Source organism: Vibrio sp. 2-1-2a (assembly GCF_032648565.1).
Taxonomy (GTDB): Bacteria; Pseudomonadota; Gammaproteobacteria; order Enterobacterales; family Vibrionaceae; genus Vibrio; species Vibrio diabolicus.
The window spans coordinates 25190-46770 of sequence record NZ_WBOH01000006.1 but is presented as its reverse complement, the minus strand read 5'-3'; the positions used below and the strand labels follow the sequence as shown (position 1 = coordinate 46770).

21 protein-coding genes are annotated in these 21581 nt (G+C 44.6%); 13 read left to right on the top strand and 8 right to left on the bottom strand.

Annotated elements, in window-relative coordinates:
- Positions 1 to 42 precede the first annotated feature (42 nt).
- Positions 43 to 834 carry a PhzF family phenazine biosynthesis protein gene (locus F7Y48_RS16610; protein ID WP_316685068.1) on the bottom strand — a complete coding sequence of 264 codons (792 nt, stop codon included), beginning with the start codon at positions 832 to 834 and terminating at the stop codon, positions 43 to 45.
- A gap of 188 nt (positions 835 to 1022) precedes the next feature.
- Here F7Y48_RS16610 and F7Y48_RS16605 point away from each other — a divergent pair, with 188 nt between their 5' ends.
- Both F7Y48_RS16605 and F7Y48_RS16600 read left to right on the top strand, forming a co-directional pair.
- Positions 1023 to 1556, top strand: coding sequence for a YbhB/YbcL family Raf kinase inhibitor-like protein (locus tag F7Y48_RS16605; protein ID WP_005391235.1), 534 nt, complete (start codon positions 1023 to 1025; stop codon positions 1554 to 1556).
- 21 nt (positions 1557 to 1577) lie between these two features.
- On the top strand, positions 1578 to 2357 hold the full coding sequence (locus F7Y48_RS16600; protein WP_005391234.1) for a helix-turn-helix transcriptional regulator: 780 nt from the start codon (positions 1578 to 1580) through the stop codon (positions 2355 to 2357).
- A gap of 42 nt (positions 2358 to 2399) precedes the next feature.
- Here the strand turns inward: F7Y48_RS16600 and arsB are convergent, their stop codons facing one another.
- On the bottom strand, positions 2400 to 3455 hold the full coding sequence (arsB, locus tag F7Y48_RS16595; protein ID WP_005391233.1) for an ACR3 family arsenite efflux transporter: 1056 nt from the start codon (positions 3453 to 3455) through the stop codon (positions 2400 to 2402).
- Between the two features lie 84 nt (positions 3456 to 3539).
- The gene (locus tag F7Y48_RS16590; protein WP_005391232.1) at positions 3540 to 3881 is read right to left on the bottom strand and encodes an ArsR/SmtB family transcription factor; all 342 of its coding nucleotides are present in this window, start codon (positions 3879 to 3881) and stop codon (positions 3540 to 3542) included.
- A gap of 394 nt (positions 3882 to 4275) precedes the next feature.
- Here F7Y48_RS16590 and F7Y48_RS16585 point away from each other — a divergent pair, with 394 nt between their 5' ends.
- From F7Y48_RS16585 to F7Y48_RS16555, 7 genes are all read left to right on the top strand, one after another.
- Positions 4276 to 6033 (top strand): SgrR family transcriptional regulator, encoded by a 1758-nt coding sequence (locus F7Y48_RS16585; RefSeq protein WP_109169126.1) that lies wholly within the window; start codon positions 4276 to 4278, stop codon positions 6031 to 6033.
- Between the two features lie 432 nt (positions 6034 to 6465).
- Positions 6466 to 6909, top strand: a complete 444-nt coding sequence (locus F7Y48_RS16580) for a PTS sugar transporter subunit IIA (protein WP_005391226.1) — start codon at positions 6466 to 6468, stop codon at positions 6907 to 6909.
- A gap of 12 nt (positions 6910 to 6921) precedes the next feature.
- Positions 6922 to 8349, top strand: coding sequence for a PTS mannitol transporter subunit IICB (locus F7Y48_RS16575; protein WP_309303508.1), 1428 nt, complete (start codon positions 6922 to 6924; stop codon positions 8347 to 8349).
- Between the two features lie 47 nt (positions 8350 to 8396).
- On the top strand, positions 8397 to 9668 hold the full coding sequence (locus tag F7Y48_RS16570) for a zinc-binding dehydrogenase (protein ID WP_316685066.1): 1272 nt from the start codon (positions 8397 to 8399) through the stop codon (positions 9666 to 9668).
- 59 nt (positions 9669 to 9727) lie between these two features.
- Positions 9728 to 10246 carry an MltR family transcriptional regulator gene (locus F7Y48_RS16565; protein ID WP_005435522.1) on the top strand — a complete coding sequence of 173 codons (519 nt, stop codon included), beginning with the start codon at positions 9728 to 9730 and terminating at the stop codon, positions 10244 to 10246.
- A 9-nt stretch (positions 10247 to 10255) separates the two neighbouring features.
- Positions 10256 to 10990, top strand: coding sequence for a nucleoside/nucleotide kinase family protein (locus tag F7Y48_RS16560; protein ID WP_316685065.1), 735 nt, complete (start codon positions 10256 to 10258; stop codon positions 10988 to 10990).
- Between the two features lie 25 nt (positions 10991 to 11015).
- A complete protein-coding gene (locus F7Y48_RS16555; RefSeq protein WP_253644327.1) occupies positions 11016 to 11762 on the top strand; it encodes a phosphatase in 747 nt (248 codons plus the stop codon).
- A gap of 215 nt (positions 11763 to 11977) precedes the next feature.
- Here the strand turns inward: F7Y48_RS16555 and F7Y48_RS16550 are convergent, their stop codons facing one another.
- A complete protein-coding gene (locus F7Y48_RS16550; RefSeq protein ID WP_145472102.1) occupies positions 11978 to 12313 on the bottom strand; it encodes a helix-turn-helix domain-containing protein in 336 nt (111 codons plus the stop codon).
- Positions 12314 to 12454: 141 nt separating this feature from the next.
- Here F7Y48_RS16550 and F7Y48_RS16545 point away from each other — a divergent pair, with 141 nt between their 5' ends.
- From F7Y48_RS16545 to F7Y48_RS16535, 3 genes are all read left to right on the top strand, one after another.
- Positions 12455 to 12766 carry a hypothetical protein gene (locus tag F7Y48_RS16545; protein WP_006742087.1) on the top strand — a complete coding sequence of 104 codons (312 nt, stop codon included), beginning with the start codon at positions 12455 to 12457 and terminating at the stop codon, positions 12764 to 12766.
- A 696-nt stretch (positions 12767 to 13462) separates the two neighbouring features.
- Positions 13463 to 14620 carry an amino acid permease gene (locus tag F7Y48_RS16540; RefSeq protein WP_316685063.1) on the top strand — a complete coding sequence of 386 codons (1158 nt, stop codon included), beginning with the start codon at positions 13463 to 13465 and terminating at the stop codon, positions 14618 to 14620.
- A gap of 235 nt (positions 14621 to 14855) precedes the next feature.
- Positions 14856 to 15209 (top strand): hypothetical protein, encoded by a 354-nt coding sequence (locus F7Y48_RS16535; protein ID WP_237309001.1) that lies wholly within the window; start codon positions 14856 to 14858, stop codon positions 15207 to 15209.
- Between the two features lie 153 nt (positions 15210 to 15362).
- Here the strand turns inward: F7Y48_RS16535 and F7Y48_RS16530 are convergent, their stop codons facing one another.
- The 4 genes from F7Y48_RS16530 to F7Y48_RS16515 form a co-directional block, all read right to left on the bottom strand.
- Positions 15363 to 17234 (bottom strand): methyl-accepting chemotaxis protein, encoded by a 1872-nt coding sequence (locus F7Y48_RS16530; protein WP_104970164.1) that lies wholly within the window; start codon positions 17232 to 17234, stop codon positions 15363 to 15365.
- A 447-nt stretch (positions 17235 to 17681) separates the two neighbouring features.
- A complete protein-coding gene (locus F7Y48_RS16525) occupies positions 17682 to 19046 on the bottom strand; it encodes a YjiH family protein (protein ID WP_041853121.1) in 1365 nt (454 codons plus the stop codon).
- Between the two features lie 454 nt (positions 19047 to 19500).
- The gene (locus tag F7Y48_RS16520; RefSeq protein WP_005391213.1) at positions 19501 to 20172 is read right to left on the bottom strand and encodes a YoaK family protein; all 672 of its coding nucleotides are present in this window, start codon (positions 20170 to 20172) and stop codon (positions 19501 to 19503) included.
- 152 nt (positions 20173 to 20324) lie between these two features.
- Positions 20325 to 20726 carry a GFA family protein gene (locus F7Y48_RS16515; protein ID WP_080955925.1) on the bottom strand — a complete coding sequence of 134 codons (402 nt, stop codon included), beginning with the start codon at positions 20724 to 20726 and terminating at the stop codon, positions 20325 to 20327.
- Between the two features lie 202 nt (positions 20727 to 20928).
- Between F7Y48_RS16515 and F7Y48_RS16510 the strand changes: the two genes are divergently transcribed.
- The gene (locus tag F7Y48_RS16510) at positions 20929 to 21558 is read left to right on the top strand and encodes a hypothetical protein (protein ID WP_104970161.1); all 630 of its coding nucleotides are present in this window, start codon (positions 20929 to 20931) and stop codon (positions 21556 to 21558) included.
- The last annotated feature ends 23 nt before the right edge of the window (positions 21559 to 21581 follow it).

The window sequence follows — 21581 nt, the reverse complement described above, 5'->3', positions numbered from 1 at the left end:
TCTCAAGGATAAAAACAGTTAACGCCAATCTTCGAGGCACACTTAGACGTAAATTTTGCCTTTCATATACAACACACCATCACCAGATACATTGACGCAATCCTCTTTGACTTCGCAGTACAGAACGCCACCACGCGCTGATGCTTGATACGCCACTAAAGATGCTTTGCCGAGCTCTTGCGCCCAATATGGTGCTAAGCCTGCGTGGATTGATCCTGTGACAGGGTCTTCATCTCCGCCGTTTGCTGGCCAAAAGTAGCGAGATACAAAGTCGTATTGACTGCTTTTTGATGTGACGACGACATCGTAAGGGGCGAGTTGTTTCAGTTGGTCGGATCGATATTGAACATCGAAAACGGTTTGCTCATCTTCCACGATGACGAAGTAAGATTGCGGGCTAAGCAGTACGTGTGTTACTTCGCAGTTTAATCCCTCAATTAATTGCGTAGGAATGGCGTTGACGGGGTGTGGCGCTCTTGTCGGAAATGTCATTTCAATCTTGCCAAGTGCGTTCTTAATTACGGTTAAGGTGCCCACTTTTAATGTGTGAAACTCAATACTTCCTGTAACGCCGAGTTGATCGAACAACACCATAGAAGCGGCGAGCGTTGCATGTCCACAAAAGTCGATTTCTGTGAGTGGCGAAAACCAGCGTACTTCATATTGATTCGTACCAATCGCTTTAACAAACGCGGTTTCAGAGAGGTTGTTTTCCGCTGCAATGTTTTGCATTAGATTTGGTTCTAACCACTCTTGCAAGGGTACAACTGCGGCTGAGTTGCCTTTAAATTGCGTGTCTGTAAATGCGTCAACGACGAAGATATCCAGTTCCATTTTGTCTTCCTTGTTCTATAAGTGGTTAGTTAGCATAAACCAGATGCAACTCAGAAAATAAGAAATTTATGTTAGAATCTTAAAGTTTCAAAATAGACGATGATTTTATGTTTTATGATACTTATTGGTGTGCCCTGGCTTGGGTTGATGAATAGACTTGAATTGAACTCATTGAAAGGAAGAAACACATGAAAGCGATTCACAAGTCTGTTTTGGCCCTTAGCGTTTTGGTTATCGGCTCTGCCCATGCTTTTGAACTAACGAGCAAAGATATTCAAGAAGGTCATCCAATGGCGAAGACATTTGAATATTCAGGTTGGGGATGTGATGGTGCGAACCAGTCTCCACAACTGATGTGGAAAGACGTTCCAAAGGGTACAAAAAGTTTTGCGATTACCGCGTACGATCCTGATGCACCAACAGGCAGTGGTTTTTGGCATTGGATAGCGTTTGATATTCCAGCCTCAGTTAACGAGCTGCCTCGTGGCGTTGATATCAGTAAGCTCGGCGGTAAGGAGTCTCGTATCGATTACGGTACTACTGGTTTTGGCGGCGCATGTCCGCCAGAAAAAGATGGTATGCACCGCTACCAGTTTACCGTTTGGGCGCTGCCGAGTGATAAGTTGAACTTGGATGAGAACACGCCAGCGGCGGTTGTAGGATTTACGTTGAATAGTGTTGCATTGGACAACGCGAAGTTAACCGCGACTTACACACGATAATTGAATACGAAAGGGGAGAAGATGGGGCATCAATATCAAGTGACGCTGTTTCGTGCGGAGCAGCAGCAAAAGCTACGTAACGTCAGGATTCACTCCCCGAGTATTATCCAGATCATTAAAGGGAGTAAGCGTCTGTTTTGGAAAAACGAAGCGTTTGATATTCTTCATCCTAACATCATGCTTTGTGAAGCAAACGCTTCGCTGAATTTTGAAAACCTTCCTCAACAAGGGCGTTTTCTTTCACGAATGTTCAGTTTTCACTGCGTACCTAGCGATGAAATGTTAGAGCTGAGTATGAGTAATGCATTGGGAAATTACGTCCCAGCGGTGGAGACAGACAAAGCACTGCAAGCGACATTAAATGCCTTGTTTTCTTTTGAACGGGAAAGTTTAAGTGAAGCGACGCAACGTTATTGGATGATGGGGTTGTATCAGCAGTTAGCAGAGCGAGGACTATTGCATCGGCTTTTCTCGAGTTCCAATACCTCGTTCAGTCAGAAACTCAGCCGCTATCTGTCACGCTCTCCGGGCGATGACCACCCTTTGGAATTTGTTGCTGAGCGCTTTGCTATGAGCCGAGCAACGTTGATACGCAAACTCAAGCAAGAGGGCACTCAGTATCGCGAAGTGCTGGCAGAAGTGCGCTTAAATCACGCACTCTACCTGATGCAAAATGGTTCATACAACGTTGCGTTACTCGCGCAGTTGTGTGGCTATCAATCGGAAGGCCGTTTTAGCCAACGATTTAAAGGGAAGTTTGGTTTAACGCCCAGTGAGTACATAAAAACTGTCGTCAGTTAGTACTTAATATTGCTGTTTGGCTCGATCTTTATGTTTCCAATTTTAGCTCTGGTATTTGGTTTTCATCCTCAGTGCGACGTTAACCAAAGCAATCAGAACAGGAACCTCGATTAGCGGACCAATCACGCCAGCGAATGCTTGATCGGAGTTCAGGCCAAATACAGCAATGGAAACCGCGATCGCCAGCTCGAAGTTGTTGCCCGTCGCCGTAAAAGCGATGGAGGCATTTTTATCGTAGGGGATGCCCATTCTCTTCCCGATAAAGAAGCTGGTAAAAAACATCAATACGAAGTAGATCGCTAGTGGGACTGCCACGCGGAACACATCCATTGGTAGCTGTAAAATCATCTCTCCTTTGAGGCTGAACATCAGCACGATGGTGGCGAGCAAAGCGATCAAAGTAATGGGTGAAATTCGAGGAATAAACACATCGTTGTACCACTTCTCACCCTTTGCAGCGACTAACCATTTACGACTGAGAAAACCAGCGAGGAACGGAATGCCTAAGTAAATCAATACGCTTTCCGCAATGTCTCCCATGGAAATATCAACCACAAAACCTTCATAGCCAAAGAACGGTGGAAGTACGGTGATGAATAGCCAAGCCATAACGCTGTAAGTCAGAATTTGAAATGCGCTATTTAATGCCACCAAGGCCGCGCCATATTCTTTGTTGCCGCCGCCAATATCATTCCACACTAAAACCATAGCGATGCAGCGTGCAAGGCCAATCAAAATAATACCGACCATGTAACCTGGATGATCACCAAGAAAGGTTAAAGCAAGAACGAACATCAGGATTGGGCCGATGATCCAGTTCATAACCAGAGACAGCGTGATGGCTTTTTTATCTCTCGTTACCGTTCCTAATAGACCGTAGTTCACCTTGGCGAGTGGTGGGTACATCATCAAAATCAAACCAATGGCGAGTGGTACGTTCGTACTACCAACGGACATTGCTTCGTTCCATTCTGCTACTTGCGGGTAGGCTGCGCCTATCCCCACGCCGATGGCCATTGCGACAAAGATCCAAACCGTTAAGTAGCGGTCAAGAAAGCTCATTTTTTCGCTGGCACTATTTAAAACTTCAGTCGTCATAGTGATCTCTATTCGTTTATCGTCGAAAGGCGATATATAAGGTTATAGTTTATCTTTGCGCGCATGGAAAGCGCGCAATGTGTCTTAGCTAAATAAACCGGAAAATTGAGCGTTAAACGCGTTCAGTTTTTCACGTTGAATGCGGTAACAAACCTTTGGCGGGTTAGGTTCTGCACTGATAAACCCGGCCTGTTTTAGAATACGTAAGTGTTCTGATACGGTCGATTGCGCTAAACCTAACTCAGAGACTAAATCGCTATTTAAGCAGCCGCCCATAGTGTCTAAAGTGTGAAGAATATGCAGAATGCGTAAGCGAGCAGGATGAGACAGCGCTTTTGCTTGAGCGGCGAGTGCTTGCTCTTTATCCAGTTGTTTTTGTGTGGCTTCAAAAGCAATTTCGCATGTTTCGCTGCATTTGTTGCTCATGAGCAGACCTTTATAGTTAATCGTCGAATTACGATTAAGTGTACGTGTGCTTTTTCTAAGGCGCAACTGTTGGCAGTAAAAAAGCAGAACTTAAAGATACGACGAATTGGGGGTGTGGTATCAGGAGCTAAGTTCTGCTTGGGGGTTAGGTTGTGAGCAATTTTCTATATTTCCTGCGAGCCAAATCAGTATGGTGAAAAAAGGGGAGGTAAAAAAGAGATTAGATTTCTTCGCTTTATTCCTGATAAGACCAAATAGGTGGGTTTTTCCTACAATATAGGGACGAAATGCTAGTAAAAGGGGAACAAAGTGTTTGGAAGTTTTCTTATTTTATTGCCGCTAAGTTCAGTAAAATACGCCTATTCAATGACCTCCTAGAGTTAAGGTACGTGCGGTGTCTGATCTCAACTTATTTCGTTATTACCAACGCTTGCTCTCTTTTGGTGTTGGTAATGAAGCAAAAACTACGCTGCAAGAAATCGCCGATTTGTTGTTTACTTCGCCTCGTCATGCGCGCAGTTTGCTAGCGCAGATGCAAGAGATAGCGTGGTTAAGTTGGCGACCAAAACCGGGACGGAACCAACGTTCAACATTGTTGTTAAATGTTGAACTCAGCGCGCTAAAAGAAAGCCTTGCACTAGAGCGAATCAAGCTTGGTAAGTACGAGAAAGCGCTGTCGATTCTGGATGAAGATGAAGCTGCATTTGGGCGACTCCTCAAAACAACGTCGGGCGCATCGGTAAAAGAGGGGCGGCTCAATATTCAGCTGACCTACAAACGCATGTTCGAGCGTGTGGTTCCGCATCAACTGCAGCGAAGTAGTGAACGTTTTTTGCTTCGCCAAATTTATTGTTGTTTGGTTTCGAGCGATTACAACGGACAGGTGCAGCCAGAGTTGGCTCATCATTGGCGTTATGATGACAGCTTGTACGAATGGACATTTTATCTTCGTCCGGGTCTGACTTTTCATAATGGCAACCCAATTGATGCTGAAACGGTTGTCAGTTTGTTCGCCAAATTAAGCTCTTTGGAATACTACGAAAAAGAGCTGGAGCATGTTGCCAACATTACGGCACTTAATCCGTTGAAGGTTGTTTTTAAGCTTAATCGACCTGACTTGGGTTTTGCTGGACTTATTTCTGGCGTGAAATATGGCATTCAGCCCGTGAGTCAGGTGAACGTTGCTAACAACAAGTTGGTGGTGGGGAGTGGCCCATTTTCCGTCGTTGAGCACAGTGAAAACCGTTTGAAACTGCAAGCGTTTGATGGCTATTACGCGTGTCGAGTATTAACGGATTTTGTGACGATATGGATCGTCAACGATGAACAGATGGAAAATCCATCGCTTGCCGCAAACACATTGCAACCAGAACCTGATTCTGCTGATGACATGTGCAGCCACTATATGTCGACGCCAAACAGTGAAGTATCACCAGCGAGTAAACGCAGTCGAACGGAAGACGGTTGTTTGTTCGCACTGTTTAACCATCATGCAAAGCACGCTTTGTCTCAGGCCCAGCGCCGATACATCAGTGAATTGATTCAACCTGAACTGCTAGCTGACGTGATGCGTAATGAAAACATTATATTTGGGAGCATACCTGCTTATAACTTATTGCCTAACTGGAAGCCAGTGTTGCGCCCCTTTGGAGATGCGGTCAAGTTGCCAAAGCTGATCACCATCGCAGGGTACAATTACACGGCGCTACGCCGGTGCGCACGAGCGATTTCTTCGCGTTTAGAGCGTGCGGGCAGCCGAGTGGAGATCGTTATGTACTCCTACCGTGAACTGAGCGAGAAAGCTAAAAACGGCACGCTTGATGAGACTCTGGTTGTCACCAATATTAACTTGGACGATAACCGTCATGCGTCTGCGTTTAGCAACTTCTTTAGCAATGCAGTGCTTTACCACACCTTAGGGGCGCAAAATGCGGCGTGGTTGGATGCTCAAATGGAAAATGTCCGTGCATTCTCACTGCTTGAAGATTACCTGAGCGCGTTAGAGCCGATTGCGTCCACTTTGATCAGCGAATATTGGATTGCACCGATGTTCCACCATACTCAGACGCTACGTTTTCAAGGGGTCTTGGAAGATGTCGCACTCACAAACTGGGGATGGCCAGACATACGATCCGTTTGGTCTGCGGACTGATCAAAACCGCCTGAATGGCGGTTTTTTTGTGTCTGCAATTTGGTGAAAGCCAGTGACGTTTTTATTTCTTCTAGCCAACAAATGTGATGTTTATCTACGTTTTAGTGTGAGCTATCAATAAATGGCCCGAAATGAACTTTGAAATTAATCACGAATTATATTGAGTCAATAGGTCTAATGTGATCTGATTTAAATAATGTAACTTTAAGAATATTTTCGAGAAAGTGATTTTATTCAAAATTCGTCTATTGATTTGTTGCTCAAATAAAATTTGTAGATTTTTTACGTGTGAGATTTTTGAGCTCTATCCATTTAAACAAATTGACAGGCTTTAAAGTGTGATTCGAAGCACAAAAGTAGCTCGGTTGCGCGGTTGGGACTCTGTTATTGATAATTAACCCATCAGATGACGAACTGTTGATAGGGTTAAATATGCTGTACGAGTTAATCGACCACGAACTAGTAGATGTAATTAATGATCGCGCTTACCAATGGCAAGATGCGGTTAAAAAGACCACTCAATACCTAGAAAATAAAGGTTACGTCTCCCAGCACTATGCTGATGCGATCATCCGTTCAACGGAAGAAAACGGTCCTTACTATGTGTTATGCCCTGGATTAGCTATGCCTCATGCCCGACCTGAAACTGGCGTTTTAAAAACAGGCTTAGGCATCCATATTTTCCCATCACCTGTTGATTTTGGATCGGATCTCGGTCCGGCCAATATTCTTATTACCTTAGCTGCGAAAGACTCTGATACCCACATTGAGGTGATTCAAGCGTTGAGCGAGATGTTTGTGGATGAAGAGAACATTGCAAAACTGGCACAAGCCTCTTCCAAAGAACAAGTGCTAGACATAATAAAAGCATACTAAAAGGAACATAACGTGAAAGCAAACATGCGAGCCAATGTGCAAGCCTTCGGAGGTCATTTGACCGCCATGGTGCTGCCAAATATCGGAGCCTTTATCGCTTGGGGCTTTATTACTGCACTCTTTATTCCTACGGGCTGGATGCCAAACGAAGCCTTTGGCGAACTCGTGGGGCCAATGATCACTTACTTGCTGCCACTTTTAATTGGTTACACTGGTGGTCAGATTGTTGGTGAAAAACGCGGCGCGGTAGCGGGGGCTATCGGTACGATGGGCGTGATTGTCGGGGCTGACATACCGATGTTTGTTGGCGCAATGATCATGGGCCCACTGAGTGCTTGGGTTGTGGTGCAAGTGGATAAACGTATTCAACACCGCATCCCTTCTGGTTTTGAGATGGTGGTCAACAACTTCTCGTTGGGTATCGTCGGTATGTTGTTGTGTTTGTTCGCCTACGAGATTGTTGGCCCTTCAGTCACCGCAGCAAACTTGTTTGTGAAATCAGGCATCGAAGCGTTGGTTGCGACGGGTTTCCTGCCTCTGTTAGCGATCATTAACGAACCAGCAAAAGTGTTGTTCCTGAACAACGCCATTGACCAAGGTATTTATTACCCACTAGGCCTGCAAGCGGCCGCAGAAACGGGCAAGTCCATTTTCTTTATGGTGGCGTCTAACCCAGGCCCAGGTCTTGGTATGCTGCTGGCTTACGCAAAGTTTGGTCAGGGTTTATCTAAACGCTCTGCGCCAAGTGCCATCATCATTCACTTCTTTGGTGGCATTCATGAGCTGTACTTCCCATATGTACTCATGAAACCAATCATGATTGTGGCAATGATTGCTGGTGCGGCGACAGGCATCGCAACCTTCAACCTATTTGATGCCGGTTTGGTCGCGGGTCCAAGTCCAGGCTCTATCTTCTCTTACCTTGCTCTTACTCCGAAAGGTAGCTTCATTGCGACCATCGCAGGTGTGACAAGTGCAACGATTGTCTCTTTCTTGGTAGCAAGTGCGATTCTGAAAGTAAGCAAATCAGAAGAAAAAGAAAGTGAGTTTAAGAAATCAGTTTCTGACATGAAAGAGATGAAAGCAGAAGGCGCAGTTAAGCCAGTTGCGGCAGCTGCGACGACGCAAGAGCCGAGCAAGCCAATTTCATTTGTCGCATTCGCATGTGATGCGGGTATGGGCTCTAGTGCAATGGGCGCATCGACCTTCAAACGCAAGCTAGTACAAGCTGGGATAGAGATTGAAGTGAAGAATTTCGCCATCGAGAAAGTCCCGAGTGAAGCCGACATCGTCGTGACGCACGAGAGCTTAGAAAGCCGCGCAGTCAACGCGACAGGTTTACCAGTCGTAACGATCAAGAACTTCCTCAACGACCCAGCGCTTGACGAGCTGATGGATAAGATTAAGCAACAAACGGTCGCGACTGAGCAACCAGCCTAACAATGCAGTATTGGGTGGCACCTACCACCCCATTTAGGAGATAAATCATGGTACAAACAACGGCAGCGGTTATCTGTGGTGAGAAAAACGTTCAACTAAGAACCTTTGATTTACCAAACATTTCAGCCGACGAACTTCTGGTTAAAAACATTTCAAACAGCATTTGTCTATCCACTTACAAAGCAGCATTGTTAGGTAGCAAACACAAACGCGTTCCTGAAAACATTGACGAAGTGCCAGTGATGACGGGCCACGAATACGCAGGTGTGATTGTTGAAGTCGGTGAGAACCTAAAAGACCAATACAAAGCAGGCGATTACTTTGTACTGCAACCTGCAATGGGTTTGCCTAGTGGTTACTCGGCGGGTTACAGCTACGAAACCTTTGGTGGCAACGCAACGTATTCCATCATACCTAAAATCGCTATCGATTTAGGCTGTGTGCTGCCTTACCACGGTGACTACTTTGCAGATGCGTCTTTGGCTGAACCAATGTCATGCATCATCGGTGCTTACCATGCGAGTTACCACACCACGCAATACGTGTACGAGCACGATATGGGCATCAAAGAGGGCGGAGCATTAGCGCTACTTGCGTGTGCTGGCCCAATGGGCATTGGTGCGATTGACTATGCGATCAACGGCCCTGTAAAGCCAAAACTGATCGTGGTGACGGACATCGACGCCGCGCGTTTAGACCGAGCTGAAAGTCTCATTCCCGTTGCAAAAGCCAAAGAGCAGGGCGTAGAACTGCACTACGTGAATACCGCTCAAATCGACGACCCGGTCGCGTATCTCAAAGCACTCAACGGTGGCAATGGTTATGACGATGTAATGGTCTACGCGGCGGTTGCTCAAGTGCTAGAACAAGCCGATGAGCTACTTGGCAATGATGGCTGCCTCAACTTCTTTGCTGGCCCAACGGATAAGAACTTCAAAGTGCCGTTTAACTTCTACAACGTGCATTACGAATCAACCCATATTGTAGGGACGTCTGGTGGTTCAAAGGGTGACATGGTGGAATCTATTGAGCTTTCCTCACAAGGCAAGATCAACCCATCTTTCATGATAACCCATGTTGGTGGCTTACAAGCTGCACCCCATACGATTTTGAATCAGTTGGATATTCCGGGCGGTAAGAAGTTGATTTACCCGCATATTGACCTGCCATTGACCGCGATTGATGATTTCTTATCGTTGGTAGACCAAGACCCGTTCTTCGCCGAATTAGACGCAATTTTGAACGCTAATAACTATGTGTGGAACGCACATGCAGAAAAAGCGTTACTTGAGTTTTATGACGTGAGCTTAACGGTTTAGTTGCAACGAATTTGTGTGGTAGCCTTTGCGCTGCCACATAATGGAGAGGTCATAATACGTTGTCACGTGAAGACGAATTACTGGAGAAACTGGACGAGTGCGAAAATGCCACTGCGTTTCTTCAGGTTTCTAACAAAATAATTAACCTCAAGTTAAAAGCATTACTTCCGAGCGTGTTCGTCCAAGACGATCTAGTGAAGGAGTATGCTGTGGATCCTCTATTGAAAGAAGATGGTCCGTTGGTGACGACCGATGTGGTATCGAAGCTGATGTTTGCGATGGGCAAAATCTCTTTAGAAACTTACGCCGATATCGGGTTGTACGATCAGGTGTTGGAGTATGTGGTTAGCCAACCGGAGAAAGTCGAATTCGCGGATGACGTGATTTATGACTTCATCAAAAACCAAGCGGTACTCTCTTCTCAGCAAGACAGCTTTTATCTTGAGTCGATCAATCAGCTTAAGTTCTCTTCGTTTGAGTCCTTTTCGCAAATGAGATACGAATCTCTCATCAAAACAGTGTTGAAGCTGTCGTGTGAAATGTTGATAGAAAGAATCGAAGGGGAGATCAATCAATAAGGGTTCACCATGAAAGTGAATTTAAACGTCAGTGGTTTTGAAACCGAAGCTACCTTTCCTGATGCCGACGTAAAGCGAATCCATCAACCTCTTATCGAAAAATTTACCCGTCTTTATCATGAGAAGCAGGAACGCATTGTGGTGTTCTTGTGTGCTCCTCCGGGCAGCGGTAAGTCAACCCTTGCTGCGTTCTGGGAATATCTCTCTGAACATGATGAAAGCCAAGAGCCTTTACAAGTGCTGCCGTTTGATGGTTTCCACTATCCAAATGAGATCCTCGACAACAATACGATTGAACGAGATGGCGAGCTCGTGCCTCTGCGCAGTATTAAGGGGGCCTATCAAACATTTAATCTGACGGAGCTTATCGACAAGCTCAAACAGCTCAAAATGAAAGATACAAAATGGCCATACTACGACCGCAATTTGCATGATCCAGTCGGCGACGCCATTTTGGTAAATCGGAATGTGGTTGTCGTTGAGGGGAATTGGTTACTGCTTAATGAACCAGTGTGGAATGAACTGCATCGTTTGGCAGATTTTACCGTCTTCGTCGATACACAGCCTGAGTTTCTGCAAGAACGCTTAGTAAACCGTAAGATTCGTGGTGGTACAGATCCAGAAGCTGCATTAGCGTTTTATTTGAACTCAGATGCCGTAAATGTAGATAAGGTTTTAAATCACTCAATTCCAGCGGATCTCACGCTGTTTCTCAATCAAAACGGTTCGTTCGAAATTCGATAATTCGTCCACAACTTAGGAGGTCACCATGGATATCGTCGTTGATAGCCACACCCATACTATTGCCAGTGGACATGCCTACAGCACCATTTTAGAGAACGCATTGTCTGCCAAGAATAAGGGGCTAAAACTTCTTTGTATCACCGATCATGCTCCCGAGATGCCAGGAGCCCCTCACTACTGGCATTTCAACAATCAAAGAATTTTGCCCCGTTTTTTACACGATGTAGGTATTCTCCGCGGTGTAGAAGCCAACACGCTGAATGTGAAAGGGGAGATAGACTTACCACCTTCCTCTGACCAACATCTTGACTGGGTGATTGCGAGTTTCCATGAACCCGTATTCAAGCCCGCGACCGAAGCTGAGCATACTGCCGCTCTGATAAGTGCTATTAAAAGCGGCAGGGTGGATGTTCTCGGTCACTTAGGTAACCCAAATTACCCATTCGATATGGAACAGGTGCTGCGCTGCGCGAAAGATCACAATGTTGCGGTTGAAGTTAACAATACATCTTTGACAGGCAAAAGCCGTAAGGGTAGTGATTCCCGTTGTGATCGCATTGTCGAGCTGGGCAAAGAGATTGGCGTTTACTTCAGTACCGGATCTGATGCGCACTTCTGTGAAGAGATCTCTAAGTTAGATTTGGCGATTGCTTTGCTGGAAAAACACGGTGTGGAAGAAGAGAAGATACTCACTACGTCGACGAGCCGATTCTTGAACTTCTTATTGCTGAGAGGTAAAGCGAGGATTTCAGAGTTTAAGGATTTTTACTAAGTAAAATCCCAAACACATTAAATGAAGTATTTTCTTATACAGCCCTAAAACCCGCCAAGCTGCGGGTTTTATTCGTTTTGGGGAGGCGTAGAACAAACAACGCGACTGTGATTTAAAGCGTGAAAAGAAGAATCAATGAAAAAGGGAACGAAGGCCATAATTCGAGAATATTATAGGACGAGCGGGAATTTTATGGCTCTTAATCAGTCATAAGGTTATGAGCCGCTTTTTGTGTTCCGCTGTTCAATAACGAGCGATAACAGGCGAACAAGTAGGGACTGAGCTTCAGGAGACAGTAAGCGTGCTACGGCCATTAGATCACCTGCTGTTACGTGTTGAACGTCTCTTATATCCAATGCGATGTCGAGATCGGTCAAATGCAGAGAGCGCAGTATGGAGCGATATTGGGAAAGTTTCAGGTCGGATTCTCCACGCTCTATCCGTTGATACGTTTTCACGCTCATCCCTGCGATGTTTGCCATTTGTTCACGGGAGAGGCCACTCGCTTTTCTTCTCGCAATTAGTGCTTCAATAATAGGGTCGACCTGCATGTGCTCTCCTGAAAGGACAGTTTTGACCTAAATAAAGCAAGAAGTGGACCAGTTTAACCATCTCATATTTACCTGTTTTGCAATCAGTATAAGAATAGCTATCTAATAAAAATGTACATATTTTAGTCAGTTATAAACTCAATGGAAAAGTATCAATCATACAAATCAATCGAGACAAAATCTTCAATTCGCAAAATGCAACGCATTTTAGATCAATTATTTAGCGAGCTTAATGAGCAGCATCGTGTCACTAAAGAAAATGTTGTCGCTCTGACTCGACAGTCTCAACAGAGGTTGATGAACTACAAAGAGCTTTATCTTCATAAAGAATCGATAGGTGAGGTAGAGTTGCAGATTGCGTATGAAAATATGAGTGTGACTGAGAAGCAGGTCGCGGATATGGGCGTTTCAGCATTAACTTATATCATCGGAGCGTTAGATAAAGCGTATTAATAGAATGGGCAAGCTAGCTTAGATTTAGACAGTTTGGATAACACCTAAAAGAAAGGATGCAAATGCTGGGGAACCACACCCAGCATTCGGACACTCATTTACCTATAGTTTCGAACCGTAAATCAGTGTTTAGAGGTATGTGAACCGAACAGTGTCGGTACGCAGCGAATAATAGCGATATTGTCCGATCTAGGCTACGCCCCTGGAATCTAACACCTTTACTTGAACTGTAAATTAATTTGTACACCCATCCAAAATTGAGCGGTTGAGCACGTTCTTACTCTCATTAGGCGATAAAAGACTGATTAGTGATGAAAATAACAACACATCTTAGGTGAATGAGGAGAGTTGTTAAAATATATCGCTATAAGATTGACCTTTTGCTTTTCAATCGTCCTGCTTATGCCTTACAATCTTTTCGAACCAAATCCATTCACAACGAATGGGGTTGATGAATTAAGATGAACAATTTTGCTTCGAACCCAAAGTTGTGCGCATTTCATCAACGATGACATCGCCCAAAACGACTCTCAAGTGTTCATGTGCAATTGAATTAACCACCTTTTGCTGCATGTTTTCTTAGCCATATAGGGTTCTTGTAACCAAATTTTGGTTGAGTAGAGCGTTTTGTTGGGTGTGCTTTGGATGTAGCACAACTGGCGAGAAATAAACGGATTGAATTTAGAGGTATTAACCGTGAACCTAAAACTTGTCGGCAGCTCCCTGATCGTTGCAGGTACTGCTCTTGGCGCTGGTATGCTTGCTATACCAATGGTGCTTGCTCAATTTGGCCTCCTCTGGGGCACTCTTCTTATGTTGTTCATCTGGGCTGGGACGACTTACGCTGCGCTGCTCCTTCTTGAGGCCAGTTGCAAAGTAGGCGGCGGCGCTAGCATGAATGCAATTGCTCGCGAAACGCTAGGTAAAGGTGGCCAGTTGGTAACCAACAGCTTGCTTTACGCCCTGTTAGTTTGTCTATTGATGGCTTATATCATTGGTGCGGGTGATCTCGTACAAAAAGTAACAGCCTCAATTGGGCTGCCAACATCTACGATCGCAAGCCAAGTCGGTTTTACTCTTTTAGTCGGTATCATTGTTTCGGCAGGCACAGGGGCTGTAGATAAGCTTAATCGCGGTTTGTTCCTAGGCATGATCGTGGCGTTGATCCTGACACTTTTTGCGCTTGCACCAAGCGTCTCGTTTGAGGGACTTGATGAAGTCGTGAGTGACGATAAGATGGCGCTAATTAAGACAAGCTCGGTGCTTTTCACCAGTTTCGGTTTTATGGTCGTGATCCCATCGCTTGTAACTTACAACAAAGAAGCGAGCAAAACTCAACTGCGTAATATGATTATCGTGGGTTCAACTATTCCGCTTGTTTGTTACTTATTATGGTTATTAGCAGTTGTCGGTAACCTACCACCTCATGAGCTTGTTCAATACTCCAACGTAACGGAGTTGATCTCGGTATTAGGTCAGCAATACGAGGGTTTGGAGTTTATCCTATCCATGTTCACTGGGTTAGCACTGTTAACATCGTTCTTAGGTGTGGCAATGGCGCTATACGATCAAAATGCAGACCTACTGAAAGCAAGTAAGCCAGTGATTTTTGTTACTACTTTTGTGCTACCACTACTAGGTGCTGTATATGCGCCAGAACACTTCTTGGCTATTCTTAGCTACGCGGGGATTATTCTTGTGTTTCTCGCGGTCTTTGTCCCATTATCAATGACAATGAAAGTGCGTCGAGTGCCAGTAGAAGATGACAGTATTTATGAAGCTGGTGGCGGCGTAATGGGAATGAGCATGATCTTCCTATTCGGCTGTTTCTTGCTGTTTGCCCAAGCAGTATAAAATCACGCTAGCTTATTTAAAAACTGAGCCGCCCGTTGTATAACGGGCGGCTTTTTTGTGTTTATAACCCAAACACAGAGGACTTAAAAAGTTATCAATATCAGTGATACTTTACCTTTCTCTGATAATCACGATAAGCTTTGACCTTGTAGTAAAACTCCTTGGCGAAAGGCTGACATGTACAGTGATTCACCCTTCTATTATATCGATGTTGATATGAATAAGAGGCTCTGTTGTGTCAAAGCAATTATCTTTTGCCATGGTTGGCGTTATATTGTCTTTAGGTGTGTTCAGTACAGAAGTGATGGCTGACCCGAAACATAGGCATGGTCATCGATATGATCACCATCATGAGCATCACCATCATCATAAACGCAAGCACAAGCACAAGCACAAGCATAAACATAAGTATAAACATCGTGACGTTATTTATGTGGAGTCTCGACGACCAAGACGCAGTTACTACTACCACGACCGAATTCCTCGTAATAGTACCTACATAAAGATTGGAGATTTCACCTATTTAAAAGTGGATGATCGTTATTATCGTCGCTCCAATGACCGCTATATCCATGTTGAATTCAATTAGAGTGGGAAAGGCAGCATAGCAAGCGTGATAACAGTTTTGAGCCGAGTGGCGACAACACTAAAAACTAGGCGCTCTAAGTCTAGATACCACTGCGATAGAGGTCTAAAAACAAAAACAGCGAGCATTGGCTCGCTGTTTTTGTTTAGGCGAAGACTAGACTGTAAATCGGTTTAATATTTGATCTTGTTTATGCACATCTTCTTGCTGTGCCTGCATAGCATCGTTAGTTCGATTTGCAGATTCGGCGACTTGAGTCGATAGGTCTTTAATATTCACCGTATTGTTGTTGATCTCCTCCGCAACTAAGCTTTGTTCTTCCGCCGCTGAGGCGATTTGTAAGTTCATATCAGAAATACGCTGAATCGCATCACGAATACGTTGTAGCGCGTTGTTTGCCAAGTCTGCTTTTTCTACGGCTTCTACAGCGCTACCCTTGCTTTGATGCATAGCATTTGCCACAGATGATGCGCCAGATTGCAGCTGCTCAATCATAGTACGAATTTCTGTTGTTGATTCTTGAGTTCGTTGCGCCAGTGTACGAACTTCATCAGCAACGACGGCGAAGCCTCGGCCAGATTCTCCCGCACGTGCAGCCTCAATTGCGGCATTCAACGCGAGTAAGTTCGTTTGGTCCGCAATATCGTTGATGACTTTTAGAATCGTTTCGATGTTGGCGGTTGCAGATTCAAGCACTTGCACTTCTTCGACAGCAAGGTCAATGCTATCGGAAAGCATATTGATCGTTTGTGTCGATTCACCGACCACAGAAGAGCCCTCAACCGTTGCTTGATCAGCTTCTTTGGCTGCACTCGCTGCGCCTTGCGCATTATTGGCAACTTCAGTCGCGGTAACAGACATTTCGTGCATCGCGGTGGCTAATTGTTCTAGCTCTTGTAGCTGAGTTTGAATAGCACCTGCCGAATCTTTTGCACCCTCAGCGGTGATTTGAGTGCCATTCAAAATTTGATCAGAAATACTCTTCGACTCAATAATTTGCTGTTGCAAGTTTTCCATGAACGTATTGAAGTTTGTAGCAAGCTCTGAGAATTCTTGGTCAGTATCAGTTTCAAGGCGCTGTGTAAGATCGCCTTTCCCAGACGCAACACCTTTAATCGCGTTGTTTAAAGTGTCCAGCGGACGCATGAGCGTGCGAATGAGTAGAGTCAGTGCAATAACAGAAGCAATCACGGCAATGATTGAATAAATAATAGCGCTGTTGCGAAGCTCTCCTACGGCAGAGTAGGCGATAGCTTCATCAATAACTGAACCCACGTACCAGTTCTCGCCCGGGATGTGAGTCAAGTTAACCATATAACGATCGCCATCGATCTCAATGTGTTGCGTTGATTGTGTAAGATCGACCTGTGGTAGGTAGCTACCAACTTTTTCACCGTTGTACTTACTTTGAGGGTGGGCAATGGTAGTTCCATCAGCGGTGACCAAAAATAAGTAACCAGCGTCAAACAGATTCACTTGGTTGACGAGGTCAGAAAGGGTAGTTAGTTCGAGGTCATAAAACATACCAGCTAAGAACTGGCCGTTTTCTTTTACTGGTGTACCAACAGAGATGATGACGTTTTTTGAAGACGCATCGACGTATGGGTCTGTTACGACCAAATCGCCTTTGTTTTTAGCTGCGATGAACCAAGGACGTTGACGCGGATCGTAGTCTGGTCCTGCTTCCCAGCCGTCGTCATTTTCAATCACGAAGCCATTGCTTTCATAACCAAAGCCAATCGCAAGAAAGCTGGCTTTTGGTGTTGGTCGCTCAAGAATGTTCTGAACGTAGTTGTGTGAACTTGGATTAAGTTCGATAACTTCAGTAATAGAACGAGCGAGATCCTTTTTAGCATTCATTTCTGATTGCACGGTATTGCCAACACTGGTCAATATCTCGTTCACACTCGAGTCAATGTGCTCCTGCGTTTGGGAGCGGATCGTCATAACTTGTTGCGTCGACAGTAGTGACACGGTAATTAGCAGCAAAAATGACGAGGCTGTGACAACCTTATGTCTAAATTTCATGAGCTTTCCTCTGATTCTCCCGGTTGGCTTCACTATGCTTTCACCTCTTTTTAAACGGGCGAATTCGGCATCAAGAGAAACCTATTGTGTTTGGTTATCTTTTTTATCGACATCTTTGTCAAAAACATGAGTCTATTTGTTGTCTTTTTTAACCAAATTTAAACAAAACGGTAAGTTACGACAAAAACCGTGAGTTTGATCAGATTTGTGCGCTCTGTTAATGAAAGCGTCATAATGAAAAGAATTGCGTAAAGCATAGTGTTTCAGGTTGGCGTTATTGGTGAGATGAGAGCGACTTAACTGTCGTGAAAGGGGGCGTGATTGGAGCTGTTCGTTATAAGTTATGAGCGTTTGCTAATTAAGTGATCTGAATAGAGCTGTAGATAGAGTTTTAGACATAAAAAAGGCCCCGACAATGCGGAGCCTTTGTTGATTGATGCTTTGATTTTAGAAAATCAGATGAGCAACACCAGCAATCACAGGTAATGTGATTAGCGTACGCAGAATGAAAATAACGAACAGTTCTACAATGTTTACTGGAATTTTGCTGCCTAGTAGTAGGGCGCCAACTTCTGACATGTAGATAAGCTGAGTTACTGACATTGCTGCAATAACAAAACGTGTCATTTCATTATCAATTGATGCCGCTAAAATTGCCGGGATAAACATATCCGCAAAGCCAACAACGATAGTCTGTGATGCGGCGACAGCTTCTGGAATTTGCAGTAGCTCTAGGTATGGAATGAATGGCTGACCTAGAATTTCAAATACAGGAGTGTACTCTGCAATCACTAATGCCACGGTACCCAGACCCATAACCACAGGCAGTACACCAAACACCATGTCGATTGCGTTATGTACGCCTTCTTTAAATACAGACTGAACAGATGTTACCTGACCCGCGCGCTTAAGTGCTAGATCCATACCCCATGAGAATGTGGTGTGGCCTTCTGGTACGGCGTCAGCATCTTTATCTGGGTTGCTGCCATCAATGTAGCGATCTTTCTTCAGGCTTAGCGGCGGTAAGCGAGGAATGATAACCGCAGCGACAATACCTGCTAAACAGATTGCGCCGTAGAAAGGTAGGAACAGATGCTCTAACTGTACCTGAGCGATAACCACTAAGCTAAACGTGATTGATACTGCTGAGAACGTTGTCCCGACAACAGCGGCTTCACGCTGAGTATAGAATTTATTTTCGTACTGTTTGCTGGTTAGCAAGATACCAACACTGCCGTCGCCTAACCAAGACGCCATACAGTCAATTGCGCTACGTCCAGGCAGGTTGAATACCGGGCGCATTATTTTACTCAGTAATGCGCCAAACAGCTCAAGAAGACCAAAGTTCAGAAGAAGCGGAAGGAGTAGGCCCGCAAAAATGAACACCGCAAACAAAGTTGGTAGAAGACCGGTAAGAACAAGGCCACCTGTGTTTTCTTCCCAAATCGCTTTTGGACCCACTTGGAAGAATGTCATTAATACGGCTGCACCGCCGATTAAGCGAACAACAAGCCAAAGTGGCGATGGATTGAAAAGACCGTTTAAAAATCCATTACGTAAAATCGCTGCAGGCTTGAAAATTTTGCAAAGAACAGAAGCGACTGCCATGAAAGCGATGATACTGGTGACGATAGCGATCAAGGTATCGCCTAATACTGCCGGGATGACTTTTGCCATAACCGCAACAGGGATAGTTAGGCCGCCATCGTATGAGATCGGAGCCATAAAGAGTAGAAGACCGATTAGGGAAGGGATGAAAAACATCCAAAAGTTGCCCTTAGGAGCTTCAGTAGCATTAGTGGTGTTATGCATAGTTGTCTCGTGTTACTACTAGTCAATACTTGCCATTTCCATGACATAAATATTCACTAAACATCCGTATTTAATCACAGTTTTGCGGAGGGTACCCGCAAACTGCATCCATTGCAATACTATTCATTAAATACATCTAGTTATTCAGCCGATTTGTCGGGTAATTGGTTAAATAACGTATAAGTGTATACGAATATGTTGCTTGTGTTAGAAAATTGTAGCGCGGAGCGCGGGCAGCGCAGAGAATTATGGGGCGCATTGTGACTGGAATAATAAAACGGTAAACAAATGTGACTTTGATCTAACTAACTTTTTACCTGAAGCCCTGTTAGCCCTAGCTGCTATAAGGTTTTTAGCTGCGTTACAACACGATAAAACGTTTATTATGATGTGCAGCGGTGAGAGAGTTTAGCTACAACCGATTGAAGCATTCGGCCTCAATCGGTTCGAGATTTTATGCTTTTTGTTGGCGACTAAGCACGTAAAGGTAACTCCAGTAGATCAGAGCCGTAGCGAAAGCCAATATTGCAGGGAAAACGAGCGTATATAATCCATATACCACGAATAGTGCGGCTCCTGCGACACCGCCCAGCAAGAATCCGAAGAAAATGAATAGGAATAGCTTTGCTTTACGTCGATCAAATTGACGACCTCTTAAGCTTTCTCCAATCATAATCCCCAGATCGGTGATGATCCCAGTCATATGTGTGGTTCTGACTACTGCGCCGCTGAATGTAGTGATCATTGCGTTTTGTAATCCACATGCTGCTGACGCTAGATATTGGCCGTACAAATCCCCTTGCACCAAAAAGCCCAAACTGAGTAGGAGCAAGCTCCCTTCTATGCACAGTGCAACACCATATCTTCGCCCTAGTTTTAACGCACTGCTCTCAATAAAAAAACCGCTAAAGGCAGCACCGATCAAAAAGCTAAATACGATGAAGAGCAGGTGAATGGAGCTATCCACACCTGTTAACAAGCTGTTCCCTAGCTGAGTTACGGTTCCCGAAAGATGTGTTATCGCTTGATGTTGAAAGCCGAGAAGACCAACGGCATTGACGCAGCCCGCGAGAAGGGCAAGTAGAAACGCGCCATATTCCACCCAACGAGGAAGTCTGGAAATCACAATAAAACCCCACCAAATGTTAGGAGCCGATTATAACGCTCACACCGCGTTACGAAACCCCTTACAGTAAAACTCGGTTGATCATTCTCAAAAAAATCTCATTTATCGAGCTTTTGCTTTGACCATGATAACGACATAGAGGGGGATTTCCCCTACCTGATGTGTTCCATTGTACATTCGAAACTCACCCATCCATGTTTCCTCTGTTCATAGATTGAAACCGTTGGTTGGTGGAACTCTTTATCAGTAAAAAGACCGACGGGAATGATCATGATTTCAGGAAATGTAGAGACCAATAAGCGCATTGTCGTGCCGCAAGAAGGGCAAAACTCATACTGAACCTCGCTGCCATCATCCCCCATTCGGGTATAGCAGGTGACTTCACCGTTTAAGGTTACGTGCTCTTTATCAAAGCGAGCCTGTACCCCAAACACACTGCCAGTCCGCTTTTGGCATTCAAAACAATGGCAGACAGATGTACGGATGGGTTCTCCCTTACAACGGATCTCAACTAAACCGCAGGCGCATTCGCATGTATGAATGGTTGTTGTCATCGTGATTACCTATTCTTCCCAATACACCAATGAATTTGGAACACTGAGAGCAGTGTCAGTGGCCAGTTATGAAATCTGGGCTTGAAAATCATTTGGATACAGTCAGTTTAGTTTAATTTTGAAACACTTGAAGGGATGAAATCATTTGGGTATACAATGCTATACTCGCTTTTCATTTATACCTTTAAACAAGGAAGTCTTCATGGCTCACAAAAGAATCCTGCCGATACCACTTATTCTTCTTATTCCGATCGTATTATTGGTCGTGGTTGTGATCGCGGGTGTTTATCGCTTTAGTTTGTCTGATGAAGAGATCATGGCTAAGTTCCCTCAAACGGAAGCAGAAACCAATGTTATTGTGCAAGAGACGCTGGGAATTACTTCACGCAACCCATGGACGATTCAAGTACCAGAGCAGGGAGCGGTCACTTTTCTTGATGAGTGGGATAAAGAAAACGGCTATTTGATAGGCGATTATGATGCAGGTGTGACAAAAGGTCAGGTACTCGTTCCAACTGCGTTTATTAGTCAGCGTGAGATTGAGGGTGTTTCATGGATTGCTGCACCGATGATTGTAACGACACAAGGTAGCGGTTCGTTTAACTATGTTGGCTTGTTCAAGTTTGACCCCGTGCCGAGCCGAGTTGTCCTTTTAGACAGTATTTTTGTCGGTGACCGCGTTAAATTTACCCAAATTACATGGGAAAGTGATGCCATTATCACGCTTTCATATTTAGCGCATGGTGACGATCAAGCAATGGCAGATACGCCAAATCAATTAAATTCATCCACATTAAAGCGTGTAGGGAATAACTTACATATGCAACAGTGATGAATTTTTTTTGAGTTCTGTAA